This is a genomic window from Bacteroides sp. AM37-9 (assembly GCF_003603455.1).
Lineage (GTDB): Bacteria > Bacteroidota > Bacteroidia > Bacteroidales > Bacteroidaceae > Bacteroides > Bacteroides xylanisolvens.
In genome coordinates this window covers 1-17133 of record NZ_QTNF01000004.1, presented here as the reverse complement: position 1 = coordinate 17133, position 17133 = coordinate 1, and the positions used below count along the sequence as shown (strand labels likewise).

Annotated in this window: 10 protein-coding genes; 9 read left to right on the top strand and 1 reads right to left on the bottom strand. The window is 41.5% G+C overall.

Annotated features, from left to right (window positions below):
* Window positions 1–8 precede the first annotated feature (8 nt).
* The 5 genes from DW862_RS03965 to fsa all read left to right on the top strand — a co-directional run bounded on the left by DW862_RS03965 (window position 9) and on the right by fsa (window position 6804).
* Window positions 9–1436, top strand: a complete 1428-nt coding sequence (locus tag DW862_RS03965; protein ID WP_120067317.1) for a RagB/SusD family nutrient uptake outer membrane protein — start codon at window positions 9–11, stop codon at window positions 1434–1436.
* 19 nt (window positions 1437–1455) lie between these two features.
* Window positions 1456–3945, top strand: a complete 2490-nt coding sequence (locus DW862_RS03960) for a zinc-dependent metalloprotease (RefSeq protein WP_120067316.1) — start codon at window positions 1456–1458, stop codon at window positions 3943–3945.
* 308 nt (window positions 3946–4253) lie between these two features.
* The gene (gpmA, locus tag DW862_RS03955; protein ID WP_008026056.1) at window positions 4254–5000 is read left to right on the top strand and encodes a 2,3-diphosphoglycerate-dependent phosphoglycerate mutase; all 747 of its coding nucleotides are present in this window, start codon (window positions 4254–4256) and stop codon (window positions 4998–5000) included.
* 27 nt (window positions 5001–5027) lie between these two features.
* Complete coding sequence (locus DW862_RS03950) at window positions 5028–6080, top strand: class I fructose-bisphosphate aldolase (RefSeq protein ID WP_120067315.1); 1053 nt, start codon at window positions 5028–5030, stop codon at window positions 6078–6080.
* 67 nt (window positions 6081–6147) lie between these two features.
* Window positions 6148–6804, top strand: coding sequence for a fructose-6-phosphate aldolase (gene fsa, locus DW862_RS03945; RefSeq protein ID WP_120067314.1), 657 nt, complete (start codon window positions 6148–6150; stop codon window positions 6802–6804).
* Window positions 6805–6911: 107 nt separating this feature from the next.
* Here the strand turns inward: fsa and DW862_RS03940 are convergent, their stop codons facing one another.
* A complete protein-coding gene (locus tag DW862_RS03940; protein ID WP_120067313.1) occupies window positions 6912–10859 on the bottom strand; it encodes a two-component regulator propeller domain-containing protein in 3948 nt (1315 codons plus the stop codon).
* 442 nt (window positions 10860–11301) lie between these two features.
* Between DW862_RS03940 and DW862_RS03930 the strand changes: the two genes are divergently transcribed.
* The 4 genes from DW862_RS03930 (at window position 11302) to DW862_RS03910 (ending at window position 17037) form a co-directional block, all read left to right on the top strand.
* The gene (locus DW862_RS03930) at window positions 11302–12732 is read left to right on the top strand and encodes a phosphotransferase (RefSeq protein ID WP_004300822.1); all 1431 of its coding nucleotides are present in this window, start codon (window positions 11302–11304) and stop codon (window positions 12730–12732) included.
* A 36-nt stretch (window positions 12733–12768) separates the two neighbouring features.
* Entirely contained in the window at window positions 12769–13518 is a 750-nt protein-coding gene (locus tag DW862_RS03925) for a nucleotidyltransferase family protein (protein WP_004300821.1), read from the top strand.
* Between the two features lie 108 nt (window positions 13519–13626).
* Window positions 13627–15609 carry a response regulator gene (locus tag DW862_RS03920; RefSeq protein ID WP_120067311.1) on the top strand — a complete coding sequence of 661 codons (1983 nt, stop codon included), beginning with the start codon at window positions 13627–13629 and terminating at the stop codon, window positions 15607–15609.
* Window positions 15610–16416: 807 nt separating this feature from the next.
* On the top strand, window positions 16417–17037 hold the full coding sequence (locus DW862_RS03910; protein ID WP_004300816.1) for a hypothetical protein: 621 nt from the start codon (window positions 16417–16419) through the stop codon (window positions 17035–17037).
* Window positions 17038–17133 lie beyond the last annotated feature (96 nt).

The following is a 17133-nucleotide window of genomic DNA, read 5'->3' as shown; positions in this document are numbered from 1 at the left end:
CATAGGATATGCGTAAATTACTTTATATTTTGCCGATTATTCTCATAATAGGGTTTGCAGCCTGTGAGAATTATGTGGATATAACTCCCACGGGTCAGAAAACCGTGGATTCTACCCAAACTTACTACGAATTGGTGGCTTTGCCGAACCGTACTTATCATCCGATGTCTTTTGCATTGTTAAGTGACAATGTCTGGGCAAAAGAATCGAATATTATTGGCAAAGAATATACTTCCTATGATGGAATCAATATGACGTTCAATGAGGAAGCCGACAGGAAAGAACTGAGTGATAATAATCTGTATGCTAACTGTTATACATACATCTTGCGGTCAAATATTGTGATTTCATTGATAGACGACAGCCAGGGTGACAAAGACACCAAGGAACTGGCTAAAGCGGAAGCGAAGATCATGCGTGCATGGGATCACTTTATTGCAGTGAATACATATGCGAAAGCCTATAATCCGGAAACGGCAGCGAATGACGGCGGGATTCCCATCGTCAGTAAATATGACTTGGAAGCTACTCCGACCAAATCGACTGTTGCCGAGGTTTATGATTTCATCATTAAGGATATAGAAGATGCACTTCCTTATTTGCAGGAAGAACCGGTGAATGTATATCATCCGTCCAAAGCGTTTGGTTATGCATTGGCTGCGCGTGTTTATCTGTTCCATCGAGACTGGAAGAAAGCGAAAGAAGCTGCGGAAGAATCGTTGAAACGGAACAGCAGTCTGATTGATTATATAGCGTTGGCAGATGCAGGTGGACCGACCAAGGTGTCGACTTATGCCAAAGGCGGTAATCCGGAGATTTTGAACTATGCTTATATGGGAGGAACCTCTGACAATCTAGCTTATATGTATGGTATGGCAAGTCCGGAGTTGCTGCAACTTTACGGACAGAATGACGAACGTATGAACCAGTTCTTCAAAACGACCGGCAACAGTATCCATTACTTTGATGAAGGCTCCGGTGCTGCTTTGTGGGATACTTCAATCTCCTATTCCAGATTCCAGACGATGTCCGTAGGTATGCGTACTGCTGAAGTTTATCTGATTCTGGCTGAAGCCAAAGCACGGTTGAAGGACATATCGGGAGCTGTCGGGACTTTGAATTTGTTGCGGGAAAAAAGAATCAGAGGTTCGGAAGCCATATTGCCGGAACCGGCTACCGAACGTGAGATGGTGCAGGCAGTCATTGACGAACGTCGCAGGGAACTGATTTCGGGATTCAGCCGTTTTTGGGATTTGAAACGATACAATACGGAAGCTGATTATGCGAAGACAATTACCCGCAAGTTCCCGGTGGTTTCTACGGATGTTGAGCAGAAGACATATACGTTGCGCCCGGATTCACGTTTGTATATCATTCCATTCCCGGTAGATGCCCGCGAAAAGAATCCGAACATAACGCTGAACACTAACGAATAAAAAAATAAAGAGAAAAGCGATGCGAAAAATTTTAATAATGGCGGCATACATACTCCTTACACTGCAATGTGTTGGAGTGTATGCCGGTGGTAAACTTCCGCTGGAGTATGGAACCAAAAATCTGGTAGTTCATGAAGATACGGTCAAAAAAGACACTGTCAAGAAGGCTACCGCTTACGAGAAACTGTTGAAAGATGGAGGAAGTGAATGTGAGGGTATGTTCACGATCCGTCACATCAAAGATGACTGGTATTTTGAAGTACCGGATTCTTTATTGGGACGATTGTTATTGGTTGTTACCCGCTTTAAAGCTGTTCCGCAAGGATTTAAAATGCTTAGTGGAGAAGAAGTGAATCGAAGTGTGGTTTATTGGGAACAACATAACGATAAAACTCTCTTTTTACGTGAATATGTGCAGTCGCAGTTTGCCCGCCCGGGTGATAAGATAGCAGAGGCGTTGAAGCAGTCTACTGTAGATCCGGTTATCGGTAAGTTTGATGTTATTGGTAGAAATCCGGAGACCCGGGCACAGCTTGTCAACGTCTCCAAGTTCCTTTTAAGTGATAACAAGACCTGTGGCTTTACATCAAGTGACCGTTCTATTCTTGGTATTGGTTCTTTAGTTCAGGATCGTACATTTATGGATACTATAAAGACCTATCCTATTAATGTGGAAGTAGTAACTTTGCGTACTTACAACATAACTTCCGGCAAACTGCCGGCTGCGGCAACAGGATCAGTGACTGTGAAACTGAATACCAGTATGGTAATGTTGCCTAAAGAGCCGATGCAGCCGAGACTGGCAGATGAACGGGTCGGCTTTTTTCAGAATCCGGTGACAGAATTCTCTGATGAACAGCAAGTCACATCGCGTGGAGCTATCATTCAGCGTTATCGGTTGGAACCGAAAGACCCGGAACGTTATCGTCGGGGACAACTCACTGAACCGAAACGCCCTATTGTATACTATATAGACCCGGCGACACCCAAGAAATGGATCCCTTATCTTAAAGCCGGTGTGAACGATTGGAATGTTGCTTTTGAAGCAGCCGGATTTAAAAATGCCATTATTGCCAAAGAGTGGCCGGACGATCCCACAATGAGCTTGGATGATGCACGTTATAGTGTATTGCGTTATTTGCCTTCGGAAACAGAGAATGCCTACGGACCGCGTATTGTAGATCCGCGTAGCGGAGAAATAATGGAAAGTCATATCTGTTGGTATCATAACGTGATGAACCTACTTAAGAAATGGTATATGGTGCAGTGCGGACCTTTGGATAAACGTGCGCAATCAATGACCTTTGATGACAAATTAATGGGAACTCTGATTCAGTTTGTCTCCTCGCATGAAGTAGGACACACACTCGGTTTGCGTCACAATATGGCTGCCAGTTCAGCTACTCCGGTAGAGAAGTTACGTGATAAAGCCTGGGTGGAAGCGAACGGTCACACGGTATCAATCATGGACTATGCACGATTCAATTATGTGGCACAGCCTGAAGACCGGATTTCAGAAAAAGGACTTTTCCCTCGCATTGGCGATTATGATAAATGGGCTATAAAATGGGGATATCAATATCGTCCGGAATTTAAAGACCCCTTTAAAGAGAAAGCGGCATTACGCGCCGAAGTTACCAAGAAACTGAAAGGAGACCATCGTTTATTGTTTATCGGTGATGAAGGAAAAGGCTCTGACCCGCGCAGCCAAAGCGAAGATTTGGGCGACAATAATATGAAGGCTAATGAATATGGTATCAAGAATCTGAAAAGAGTGATGGAGAACATTCTGACTTGGACGGCGCAACCTGACGGTCAGTATGACGATTTGAATACTATCTATAATTCAGTTCGCGTCCAATATCTGAAGTATACGCTGCAAGTACAGAAAAATCTGGGAGGCCGTTATACCAAAAATGTGCCGGATAGCAAAGGGCGTGATTATGTGCCGCGTAGTATACAAAAAGAGGTTGTTGAATGGTTGGGACGTAACTTGTTCGTAGCTCCCCTCTGGCTCTATCCGAACGAAGTGGTAAGTCGTGTAGGCCTGAAAGCGGTAGATGAAATTAGCGACCGTCAGAGTTCTGCGTTAGCTTTGTTGCTTGCGCCGGGAATGCTTCACAATATCTATTCAACTTCCTTCAGCGTACCCGAACCGTATTCACTGGACGAGTATTTGAATGACGTATTTGTCGCTGTATGGAAACCGTTGAACGATCCTAATGAGTTGGAGAACAATTTCCGTCGTCAAACACACCGGACTTATCTGTCGTTTGTAGAGCGTGTGATTAAACCTAATGAGAAAGATAATACAAGTTTGAATATGACAGTTACCCGTTCTGATATTCAACTCTTTATGGAGAAACATCTGGACAAGATTGAAGAGCATGTAAAGGAACAGTTGGCAGCTTGTAAGGAAGGAGATATGAACTATCGCCACTATTCATCTTTGCTGAGAAACATCAAAAAGACGAAAGAAACCTATTATGGAAAAGATGCTGATGTGTAGACTTCAACAGTGGAACTTTTTAAAAAGAACAGAAAAGTAGAACAGATTTTCTTGTATATATAAACTCTCTCTTTTTTACTTTAACAGACTTACTCTTCTCTAATGATAACCTTGCTTTGATGAATCATCATCCATAATGCAAGCTTAGAATTAGAGGAGGGTATTTTTTTATGTCCCTGATTACTGCATCCCGCTTCTTTGCAGAAAGAATCATTATTTCTAGGTATTGATAACTATTTGTTTTCTAGTGAACTTTGTGAAGAAACAATCTGTTGTATATATAAAAAGAAGAAAGGAGAATTTTAGAAATGAAAAAGATAGTATTACTTCGTCACGGAGAGAGTGCATGGAATAAAGAAAACCGCTTCACGGGCTGGACAGATGTCGATCTGACAGAAAAGGGAGTTGCCGAAGCTGAAAAAGCCGGAGAGACATTGAAAGAATATGGTTTCAATTTCGATAAGGCTTATACTTCCTATTTGAAGCGTGCGGTGAAAACCTTGAACTGTGTTCTCGATAAGATGAATCTGGACTGGATACCTGTAGAGAAAAACTGGCGCCTGAATGAAAAGCATTATGGTGAATTGCAGGGATTGAATAAAGCCGAGACTGCCGAGAAATATGGAGAAGAACAAGTGCTTGTGTGGCGTCGTAGCTATGATATAGCTCCCAATCCGCTTTCGGAGAGTGATTTGAGAAACCCGCGTTTTGATTACCGTTATCATGAAGTGCCCGACGCCGAGTTACCTCGTACCGAATCATTGAAAGATACCATTGAACGTATCATGCCTTACTGGGAAAGTGATATATTCCCCAGTCTGAAAACGGCCCATACTTTATTGGTTGTGGCTCATGGTAATAGCCTGCGGGGTATTATAAAACATTTGAAAAATATCTCCGATGAAGATATCATAAAACTGAATCTGCCTACTGCTGTGCCTTACGTTTTTGAGTTTGATGAAAACCTGAACGTGGCCAACGACTATTTCCTGGGAAACCCGGAAGAGATCAAAAAACTGATGGAAGCAGTAGCCAATCAGGGAAAGAAAAAATAGAAAAGTTACACATTAAAAAATGAAGTTATGAGTAAAGTAGTAGAATTATTAAGAGATAAGGCCTGTTATTACCTGGACCACACTTGCGAAACCATTGATAAATCACTGATTCACGTTCCGTCTCCCGATACAATAGATAAAGTATGGATTGATTCGGACCGGAGCATCAGAGTATTGAACAGTCTGCAAACGTTGTTGGGACATGGCCGCCTGGCAAATACCGGTTATGTGTCTATACTTCCTGTCGATCAGGACATCGAACATACTGCCGGAGCATCGTTTGCCCCCAATCCGATCTATTTCGATCCGGAAAATATCGTAAAACTGGCTATTGAAGGAGGCTGTAATGGAGTAGCTTCTACCTTTGGGATTCTTGGATCCGTAGCACGTAAATATGCCCATAAAATACCTTTTATCGTTAAGTTGAATCACAATGAATTACTTTCTTATCCTAACAGTTTCGACCAAGTATTGTTTGGTACCGTTAAAGAAGCCTGGAATATGGGAGCAGTAGCGGTAGGCGCCACTATCTATTTCGGTTCGGAACAGAGTCGCCGTCAGCTCGTGGAGATAGCCGAAGCTTTTGAATATGCTCACGAACTGGGGATGGCAACCATTCTTTGGTGTTACCTGCGCAATAATGATTTCAAGAAAGGTGCTGTCGATTATCATGCTGCCGCCGACCTGACAGGACAGGCCGACCGTTTGGGAGTGACTATCAAAGCTGATATTGTGAAACAGAAACTTCCGACTAATAATGGTGGCTTCAAAGCTATCGGTTTCGGAAAGATCGACGAGCGTATGTATACCGAACTTGCTTCCGAACATCCGATTGACCTTTGCCGCTACCAGGTAGCCAACGGCTATATGGGACGCGTTGGTTTGATTAACTCCGGTGGAGAATCTCACGGTTCTTCCGATTTGCGTGATGCAGTCATTACAGCTGTAGTCAACAAACGTGCAGGAGGTATGGGATTGATTAGCGGACGTAAAGCGTTCCAGAAACCAATGAACGAAGGGGTGGAATTATTGAATACTATTCAGGATGTATATCTTGATTCGTCAATAACGATTGCATAATCAGAGATGAATGGAAATAAATTATTATCTTTGACTATTAGATCGTTAACCATTAAAAATTAAGAGTATGAAATTTTTTATTGACACAGCTAATTTGGAGCAAATTCAGGAGGCTTATGCCCTCGGAGTACTTGACGGAGTGACTACCAACCCTTCGCTGATGGCGAAAGAAGGTATCAAAGGAACGCAGAATCAGCGTGAACATTATATCAAGATATGTAAGATTGTCAACGGAGATGTCAGTGCCGAAGTGATAGCAACCGATTATGAAGGAATGATTCGTGAAGGTGAAGAACTTGCCGCGCTCAATCCGCATATTGTAGTAAAAGTCCCCTGTATTGCCGATGGCATTAAAGCGATCAAACATTTCACGGAAAAGGGAATCCGTACTAACTGTACATTAGTCTTTTCAGTAGGACAGGCATTACTGGCAGCTAAAGCCGGAGCTACCTATGTTTCGCCTTTTGTCGGTCGTCTGGACGATATTTGTGAAGATGGAGTAGGGCTTGTGGGAGATATTGTACGTATGTATCGTACCTATGATTACAAGACACAAGTGCTCGCTGCTTCTATCCGCAATACGAAACATATTATCGAATGTGTGGAAGTGGGAGCGGACGTTGCTACTTGTCCGTTGAGTGCTATCAAGGGTTTATTGAATCATCCGTTGACGGATTCGGGATTGAAGAAGTTTCTGGAAGACTATAAAAAAGTCAATGGTTGAGTAAGTAATGAAACTTGCAGTATATTAAAATTTTTAGGCACGGATTATTTGCTCAGGTCTTAGAATTCCGTGCCTAAAGAATATTTGTTTTTTCGGGTAGCTGCTCATTACTCTTTTTTCCGTTCCTGTTTTCTCTTCTCCTTATATTGAGTTGGCGTTTCTCCTGTATATTGTTTGAAAGCCGTACTGAAATAGCGTGAAGTAGTGAAGCCGACCTTCTCGGCAATTTCCGTGAACGACATGTCCGTACTGGTGATTAATGTGATCGCTTTCTCCATCCGGAATTTATTAATGTAATCATTGGCTCCCATATCGGTCAGAGCTTTTAGCTTATTGTAAAGGGAAGCCCGGCTCATACCTATCTCCTTGCAGATAAAAGTGACGTCCAGATTGCTGCTATCCAGATGTTCCTGAATAATTTTATTCAGTTTCAGCAGAAATGTTTCATCTGCCTGGCTGAAAGTGCTCTCTTCCGGCGCAGGGACTAATCCTGTATTCAAATATCTTTTCTTGATAGATTCGCGGTTTTTCAATCGGTTGCGAATGATTTCCATTAGCATTTCTATCTCAAAGGGCTTAGTCAGATAAGCGTCCGCCCCGTTCTTGTAGCCACTCAACTGACTTTGTTTATCATCTCTTGCTGTCAGCAGAATGATAGGAATGTGACTGATCGTAATATCTTCCTTTATATTTTTGCAAAGTTCATATCCATTCATTCTCGGCATCATCACGTCACTGACGATAATATCCGGAGCATGATTTCTGGTCAGTTGAAGGGCTTCCACACCATCGGAAGCAATCACTACCCGTTTGAAATATTCTCCCAGTGACTTTTTCAGAAAATCCGTCAAATCCGGATTGTCATCCACCACTAGAATACTGTAAGGACTCGTATCAAACGTATTTTCCTCCGGTAACTGTTCTTTGCTATCATCGTTCATCAATTCGTTCAGATATGCCTTCGGCTGACAGACGATCTCTTCCGATTGTTGTCTCAAGGGTAGTTCAAAGAAGAATGTTGCACCAGCTTCCTGATTATCCCGTGCACCGATGGAGCCTCCGTGTAGTTCTACCAGAATCCTGGAATAAGATAATCCGATACCTGTGCCGCTTTGCTCTCCTGTACCTTGATAGAAACGGGTGAAGAGTTTTTGTGTATTTACTTGTTTCAATCCGTTTCCCCGGTCAATGATGGAGATACGTACGCTATTTTTCTCGGAAAGCAACTCCGATGTAATTGTTATTTCTGCATCTTGTGGACTGTGTTTCAAGGCATTGATAAGCAGATTGCTTAGAATAATCTCACACTTATCTTTATCGAAACTTACAGTATTGACCTGTGGGTCAAGCTGATAGCGGATACGGACGTTTTTAGCTTCACCTTCGCTGACGAAATCTTGGGATACATGTTCAATCCATTGATTGAGAGCATACGGCTGTATCTGCAATTTACTTTCCCCAACCTCCATTTTGCGTACATCGAGTACCATATTAATAAGGTTTTTCATTCGCTGTGACTGGCGATAGATTGCTTTTATAGGTAAATATTGTGTATCTTCGGCAGAAAGCGATTTCAGTATCCGGCTAAGCGGTGCGTGTATGAGCGTTAAAGGTGTGCGCAGCTCATGACTGATATTAATAAGGAAACGTACTTTTTCTTCATATACCTGTTGTTCATGTTCCTTCATTGCCCATTTCAGTTTTTCTTCCTTACGCTTTAGAGTTCTTCGGAAAGTTTCAATAATAGCGGCAGCAGTAAGAACGGTACAGCTAAGAATAAACCACCATGTCCGATACCAGGGAGGGAGAATGGTTAGTTCCAGTACTTCCTGACTGGGAATCCAACTGCCATCTTTAGCTGTACATGAAGCCATAATCTTATAACTTCCCGGAGGAAGTGAACGTATAGCCAGTTCGGGATTGTACGATTCGATTTGCTGGTCATTCAGCCCTTCTATCTGGTATCTGTACACTTTCTGTCGGAAAATGTCCTTCTCTTTCGACATGATCCGGATAGTGATATTACTGTTCCAGGGAGCGGAGATCCCTGTTGGTCGATTGGTTAATTCGTTATTCACGGATTCTCCATTGATGATGACATCGGATAATTGGAGTTGGGGAAGTTCAGAAGTTGTTAATGGTATTTTGCAGTTAATGTGCAGTAAACCTTTTACTCCACCCATATAGACGTCTCCCTGCATACTTAACAGGCGGGGTTTGGAAAGATATTCGTTCTGGATTACGCCGTCTGATTCGCCGAATAGAACGAACTTTTTTTCTTTGATAAGCCAAGCGAAAAGCATGCTGTCAGCTCCTATCCATACTTTTCCTTGCTGGTCGCATACGATCAAAGTGATTTCACTAAATAGAGAGGTCGGGATCGGAGTCTGTATTTTGGTGGCGGGATTGTAGTGTACCAATCCGTAATTGTTCCCAATCCAGAAGTTTCCCTCTTCGTCTCTTGAAACGGAGTTGATGGTCGTGTCTTTCCAGCATCTGTATAGGGCTTTCAGCCGGTTTGTATGGTTGTCCAGTTCATATATGTGCTTCGTATCATTTAGATAAGTGGTGTTCCTATAATTGCCGATTGGCAGGAGAGCACCGATAATATCTTGTTTTTCCTGTTCTATAGCGGTACTGAAAGTACGTGTATTCAAATCATATATATAGATATGTTCTCCAAGGAACAGAATGCTGTGATGAGTGTTCCGGAGTAGATTTACAGCCTTGCCTCGATTGCATAAGAGTGCTGTTGTTTCAGCGTCGACAATGGTGAAAGGTTGTTTTTCTCCAGTTGCCGGATTGAAAATAAATACTCCTTGTGAGAAAATAGAAATTAATAATTTACCGGGAGTAAACTGACAGATAGAGGCAACTTTGTCTTCCCAGGTGGAAGGGTAATGAGTAAATTTCTCTGTGAGCGGATTAAAGTTGTTGATACCTCCTCCGTCCGTACCTACCCAGATTTGATCTTGAGATTCCTGGAAAAGACTTAGAACGGTATTGTTGCTAAGTCCCCGGTCGTTGCCGGGTGGTACGTCTGTATATGTTTTCATGGAAACTTCCCGGATGCTGATTAGTCCGTTGCGGATGCTGCCTGCCCATATATTGTTGTTGTAGTCGTTGTATAGGCATAAGATAGAGTTGGCGGGAAGTGAATAGTTGTCACTTCCGGGCACATGTTCCAGCAGAGAAAAATGTCCGGTTTCCGGGTCGAGAATATTAATGCCTCCTCCGTCTGTTCCAATCCAGATTTCTCCTTCCCGTTCGGCGAGACTTAGTACAACATTGTTACTTAGAGAAGAGTTGTGGGTAGTATATGTAGCCAGTAGTTTACCGTCGTGTGTCAGGCAGTTCAGCCCTCCGTTGTAAGGGGCTACCCAGATTCTTTTTTGTGAGTCTATGAGTACGTTCATTATTTCCTTTCCGCAATCGAAAGGAGGACGGCGGCATTTTCCGGTATTCAGGTCGAGCAGGAGTAGTCCTTGCCAACGACTACAACAAAGTAATGTTCGTTTATCCCATAGACTTAGCAGAGTCACATTATAATTGGGCTCTAGGTCAAACGTTTGCAGGAGGCGGAAAGTGGCATCCTGATAATTATAGAAAAAGATTTTATTTTTCGAACCGAATAACACTCCATCATCAGTCAGGCAGACGGAATAGGCGATGATATTATTTCCTGTTTCATCAGTCGGTATAAGAAAGTCATCGCTTTGCCGCTGATAACGTGCCACTCCCTTATCTGTCAGAATCCATATATTGTTTTGTACATCTTCTATCAGCTGGTAGATTAAATTGTGAGGAATGGAATGAGGGTTGTTTGACTGATGGACATACTTTTTAAGTTCATGTCCGTCATATCGTCCCAGTCCGGAGCGGGTTCCAATCCATACAAAACCTTGTTCATCCGTTAAGATGCATCGTACGGTAGAAGGCAGTCCGTCTTTTAGTGAGATTTGCTTATAGTAATAATGACCGGCTTGAAGAGGGGAGATGCCGATAAACAGTGTGATAAATGCGATGCATAGTAGTAAAAAGGTCTTTCTTCTCATGAGATTAGGTCAGTTAAACTAAAACAAAGATAATACATTCGGATGAATGTTTGTTGAAAAGCAAACTTATTTTGTATTCCTTCAGGTAAAAGAGTTATATATAGTTGCTTTTCTCTATTTAATTTTGTATCTTTAAAGCTTTCCGTCCTTCTAAAGATAAGTTGTCCCATTATAAGGGGATGACTACTCGACTGCATAAACTATTATAAATTTCTGTACTGAAAATCTTTAATCTCTGCACTGAAAATCCTTGAATACAATGAGAATTGCTAATTCTTCATCTTATATTCATAGGGAGCCATTCCAACAACTTTTTTAAATAACCGGCTTATTGGAAGTAAAGGCCTGTACACAGCAGATTAGGTAAAGTAGCCGGTTTTTATCAGCGGGAAGATAGTATTATTTAGCTAGATTCTCTATCTTTGCTCGAAAATATACGACTATGATTACCGAAGAACTACAGAAACTTTATCAGTCATATACGGGCGTTCCCGCTGAAAACATAACAGAATTACCGTCTTCCGGTTCCAACCGCCGTTATTTTCGGCTGACGGGTATAGAAACATTGATTGGAGTTTACGGAGCTTCTATCGATGAGAATGAAGCATTTCTTTATATGGCAGGACACTTCCACAAATGTGGACTGCCTGTTCCCGAAGTGCGCATCGTTTCGGAAGATAAGACCTATTATTTGCAGGAGGATTTGGGCGATACTCTGTTGTTCCATGCCATAGAGAAAGGACGTGCTACCAGCGTCTTTTCAGAAGAGGAAAAAGAGTTGCTTCGCAAAACGATTCGTTTGCTTCCTGCCATTCAGTTTGCCGGGGCCGATGGATTTGATTTTTCCCGTTGTTATCCTCAACCGGAGTTCAATCAACGTTCCATTTTGTGGGATTTGAATTACTTTAAATATTGCTTCCTGAAAGCTACCGGTATGGAGTTTCAGGAGGATAAACTGGAAGATGATTTCCAGAAAATGAGTGATGTCTTGCTTCGTAGTTCTTCCGCTACTTTTATGTATCGTGATTTTCAGAGCCGTAATGTGATGATAAAAGATGGCGAACCATGGTTTATCGACTTTCAGGGCGGACGCAAAGGCCCGTTCTATTATGACATAGCCTCTTTCCTGTGGCAAGCGAAAGCGAAATATCCCGATAGTCTTCGTAAAGAACTGCTGCAAGAGTATATGGAAGCTCTTCGCAAATACCAACCGATTGACGAATCCTATTTTTATAGCCAGCTTCGTCACTTTGTCCTTTTCCGTACGCTGCAAGTGCTGGGAGCTTATGGTTTCCGTGGTTACTTTGAAAAGAAACCGCATTTTATCCAAAGTGTTCCTTATGCCATCGAAAACCTGCGTGAATTGTTGAAAGAAGAATATCCGGAATATCCGTATCTCTGTAACGTTTTGCGAGAGCTTACCGGACTGAAACAATTTACGGACGATCTGAAAAAGCGGCAGTTAACCGTCAAAGTAATGAGTTTTGCCTATAAGAAAGGAATTCCTGATGACTCTACCGGCAATGGAGGAGGTTATGTATTCGACTGTCGCGCCGTGAATAATCCCGGTAAGTATGAGCGTTACAAACCTTTCACCGGACTGGATGAACCTGTAATCACTTTCTTGGAAGAAGATGGAGAAATACTCCGTTTCCTCGATCATGTCTATGCTTTGGTGGATGCCTCCGTGCAACGTTATATGGAACGCGGATTCAGCAATTTGTCCGTCTGCTTCGGTTGCACCGGCGGACAGCATCGTTCTGTTTATTCTGCCCAGCATCTGGCAGAGCACCTGAATCAGAAATTTGGTGTGAAAGTCGAACTGGTGCATCGGGAACAGAATATCGAACATACGTTTGAGGCAACAATCTAAGAAGAGTAAATATTAAAGAAGAAAGTAACCGAAAGAATGAAAGCAATGATATTTGCAGCCGGTTTGGGTAGCCGGCTGAAGCCGCTCACCGATACCATGCCGAAGGCTTTGGTTCCCATAGCCGGACATCCGATGTTGGAACATGTGATCTTAAAACTGAAAGCTGCCGGATTCACAGAAATAGTGATTAATATCCATCATTTTGGCGAACAAATACTTGATTTCTTAGAAGCCAATGAGAATTTTGGGCTTATCATACATATTTCCGATGAACGCGATCTGTTGCTCGACACCGGTGGGGGAATTAAGAAAGCCCGTTCTTTCTTTGAAAACTCCGATGAGCCTTTCCTGATACACAATGTCGATATTCTTTCAGACGTGAATCTGAAAGAATTATATGACTACCATTTACGAAGCGGTGCTGTTGCCACTTTACTGGCCAGCCAACGTAAAACCTCCCGCTATCTTCTTTTTGATACAGATAAGAGACTTTGCGGATGGATAAACAAGGATACGGAACAAGTGAAACCGGAAGGTTTTCAGTATGATTCTTCCCTTTATCAAGAATATGCATTCAGTGGCATCCATGTACTTTCGCCCGCCATTTTTCAATGGATGACCTCTCCCTCATGGGATGGAAAATTCTCTATCATGGATTTCTATCTTGCCACTTGCCGGCAAGTAAACTATGGTGGTTACTTGACAGAAAAGTTGCATCTGATTGATATAGGCAAACCGGAAACATTAGCGAAAGCAGAAGGCTTCTTATACCAAAATGCGAAATAAAGATACTGAAAGAGGCTAAAAGGCCTCTTTCTTTCTATGTAACAAAATATTGAAGTAACTTTGCTTGGATAAACAATCAATATTGTAATACTATACAAATTTTGCTGCATGGAACAGACTTTGGTAAATGGGATAGCTGATAACTTATTGCATAATATCTTTAATGACTTGTCTGTAGGCTTGGAATTGTATGATAAGGACGGTCTCATGATAGATGTCAATTATTCACGGTTGAGATCAATGGGGATAAAAGACAAAAAGGATATTCTGGGCTATAATCTATTCAATTACACTAGTTTCTCTGATGAAATCAAGGAACAGGTCAGAAAAGGAGAAACTGTACGCTTTGTGGCAAAATATGATTTTGATGACTTGCGTCGTCTTTTTCCTACTAACCTGTCCGGTATAAAATTCTTCGAGATTACGGTTTCTTTCGTACATAATGAAAAGTCAGAAATTACGAATTATATGGTGATAAGCCAAGATGTCACCGAACGTGTTCTGTGGCAAAACAAATATGACAATCTTTACGAAGAGGTTGTGCGTTCGAAAAAAGAACTTCTTGAGAGCGAACAAAGAATGATCCATTTGATTCGTCAGAATGAATTGGTATTGAACAATATTAATTCGGGATTGGCATATATTGCGAACGACTATATCGTACAATGGGAGAATATCTCGCTTTGTAGTAAAAGCCTTTCTTATGAGGCTTACAAAAAAGGAGAACCTTGCTATCTGACAGCCCATAATCGCACTACTCCTTGTGAGAATTGTGTGATGCAACGTGCCCGGAAATCCGGTCAGGTAGAGTCTATCTTGTTTAATCTGGATAACAAGCATGTCATAGAAGTCTTTGCTACTCCCATATTTAATGAACAGGGAGATGTTGACGGTGTCGTGATTCGTGTAGATGATGTTACCGAGCGGCAGCACATGATTGGTGAACTTGAAAAGGCAAGGAGCCGCGCTGAACAATCCGATAAGTTGAAATCCGCCTTTCTGGCAAATATGAGCCATGAAATTCGTACACCGTTAAATGCTATCGTTGGTTTTTCCGACTTATTGATGGTGACGGAAGATCAAGAAGAAAAAGAAGAATTTATTCAGATTATCAATGCCAACAATGAGTTGCTTTTGAAGCTGATTAACGACATACTGGATCTTTCGAAAATAGAAGCCGGCTCGGTAGAACTGAAATACGAAAATTTTGATTTGGCTGTTTATTTCAACGAATTAGCTGCTTCGATGCATCGTCGTGTAGTAAATCCGCAGGTTCGGTTAGTTCCCGTGAATCCTTATGAAGCCTGTACCGTTCGTTTGGATAAAAACCGGTTAGCGCAGATTCTCACTAACTTTGTAACTAATGCTATCAAATATACCTCCAAAGGAACTATTGAAATGGGGTATGAGAAGATAGACGAAAATATTCGTCTTTACGTTCGCGATACAGGTATCGGCATACCGGAGGATAAAAAAGATAAAGTATTTCATCGTTTTGAGAAACTGGATGAATTTGCACAGGGAACCGGATTGGGATTGTCCATTTGTAAAGCCATTGTTGAGGCTTGCAGAGGAGAGATAGGCTTTGAGTCAGAATTTGATAAAGGGTCTTTATTTTGGGCGGTTTTGCCATGCCAGTTCGAATCGGTTAACAGCGAACCGACTTCTTCACGTCGGAACAATGAGAAGGATGCGAATAAAGAAAATATTCTTGACTCCGAAGAAACAAAAAAAGTACCTAAAAGAGTACTGGTCGTTGAAGATATACAAAGTAACTTCTTTTTGGTATCTTCTATCTTGAAAAACAAATGCCAGTTGTTACACGCACCGAATGGACTGGAGGCAGTTGAGATTGTCCGTACCCAACCGGTGGATTTGGTACTGATGGATATGAAGATGCCTGTTATGGACGGACGTACTGCAACCTCGGAGATCCGGAAGTTCAATGCTGAAATTCCAATTATCGCCCTGACTGCTCATGCCTTTGATGCTGACCGGGTAGCTGCGTTGAAAGCCGGTTGTGATGATTATCTGGTGAAGCCGATCAATGGCGCGAAGTTGATGCAGACTCTGAAAGAGTATGGTTGTTGAAAGGATGGGATTAAAAATGTGCTGATCTGAAAAAGGGTATATTCTATTCTTTCTGTTTTTAATATATCGGTCACTTGTTTGTGGGAAGGAAAAAACGCTCTGCATTTTGGATGAAAGAATGTAGGATTGTTTGTTATCCTGGATAATTCCTGTCTAAAAATAAATAATTCCTCTGTATTGCTATCTATATGCTTACTGTTTGCCCGTATGTAGTTTGTTTTATCATTCTTTTTTGGTGCGTATATGATGATGAACTAGCCTATAAACAGGCTTTTCCGAGGGCTTTTATAACTTGGTCGGTGAGTATGGAAGGCTTTCTCGGTGAGGAAGGATGTGTTCCTCACCGAGGAATGGCTTATTGCTCACCGAGGAAAATCATTTATTTCTTTAAAGAAAACGCATATCATCTGAAAATATATGCTGTATTGTGGCAGTAATATGCATATATATGTGATAATATGGATGCTTTTAATTCCGGATTCCCATCTTCAACAGTTTTGTTTTCTTTCTTAATCTGAAAAAAAGAACATTTCTCTTGTTTGTTTGGAGGAATTGAAAGGGAGACGGCTTACTTAAAAGGCTATAAATCCGTAAAGTTTGGGATTGTTTTTTATGTTTATGGATTTAAATAGTTATCTTTGTACAAGAAAGGAGGTATATAATGACTGCTACAAAGAAAATAAAAACTCGGGAAGAACTTAGAGTTGAGGTAGTGAAGAAAATTACAGCTAATAAAAGGAATGCCCAATCTTTTCTAAAAAAAGCTGGAATAGTCTCTAAATCAGGTGAACTTACCAAAATTTATAGATGAAAGAAACATTATACTCACGTCGTTCTAATCTTGTTGTTGGCTTTCATGGTTGTGATCAATCAATTGCAAATAAGATAATTGAAGGTAAAGATGATCTAATTGCAAGTACTAATGATTATGATTGGCTGGGACATGGAATCTATTTTTGGGAAAACAACGAGCTTCGTGCATTGCAATATGCAAATGATATGATGGGTAGAGCTCATTCATCTGTTAAATGCCCAGCTGTAATTGGTGCTATTATTGATTTGGGATACTGCATGGACTTGACAGATTCATTGTATTTAGGTGAATTGAAGGAATCTTATAATGTACTTGTGGAAACATGTCGTGTAACAGGGATTTCTCTTCCTACAAATTCTACAATAGGAATATCTGAAGATAAGCTATTGCGCAGATTGGATTGTGCAGTTATTGAAACGGCACATCAGATTAACAGAGAAGTATCAGGAAGAGAATTTGATTCAGTGAAAGGTGTATTTTGGGAAGGTGTTGAACTCTATCCAGACGCAGGGTTTAGAGAAAAGAATCATATTCAGATATGTGTGCGTAATCCTAATTGTATAAAGGGGTTCTTTTTGCCTCGTAAATTAGATATGAACTATATAAACCCGTAAGGAAAATTTGGAGGCTAAATTCCGTACGGATACGGTTCTTTCCGTAACCATTCTATTTTCCGCCTTGACATAAGTTGTTAGCCGCCATATCTTTGC

Bases quoted from the DNA above. Each gene is read 5' to 3' on its own strand.
- DW862_RS03965 (WP_120067317.1), top strand. From the start codon at position 9: ATGCGTAAATTACTTTATATTTTGCCGATTATTCTCATAATAGGGTTT.
- DW862_RS03960 (WP_120067316.1), top strand. From the start codon at position 1,456: ATGCGAAAAATTTTAATAATGGCGGCATACATACTCCTTACACTGCAA.
- gpmA (WP_008026056.1), top strand. From the start codon at position 4,254: ATGAAAAAGATAGTATTACTTCGTCACGGAGAGAGTGCATGGAATAAA.
- DW862_RS03950 (WP_120067315.1), top strand. From the start codon at position 5,028: ATGAGTAAAGTAGTAGAATTATTAAGAGATAAGGCCTGTTATTACCTG.
- fsa (WP_120067314.1), top strand. From the start codon at position 6,148: ATGAAATTTTTTATTGACACAGCTAATTTGGAGCAAATTCAGGAGGCT.
- DW862_RS03940 (WP_120067313.1), bottom strand. From the start codon at position 10,859: ATGAGAAGAAAGACCTTTTTACTACTATGCATCGCATTTATCACACTG.
- DW862_RS03930 (WP_004300822.1), top strand. From the start codon at position 11,302: ATGATTACCGAAGAACTACAGAAACTTTATCAGTCATATACGGGCGTT.
- DW862_RS03925 (WP_004300821.1), top strand. From the start codon at position 12,769: ATGAAAGCAATGATATTTGCAGCCGGTTTGGGTAGCCGGCTGAAGCCG.
- DW862_RS03920 (WP_120067311.1), top strand. From the start codon at position 13,627: ATGGAACAGACTTTGGTAAATGGGATAGCTGATAACTTATTGCATAAT.
- DW862_RS03910 (WP_004300816.1), top strand. From the start codon at position 16,417: ATGAAAGAAACATTATACTCACGTCGTTCTAATCTTGTTGTTGGCTTT.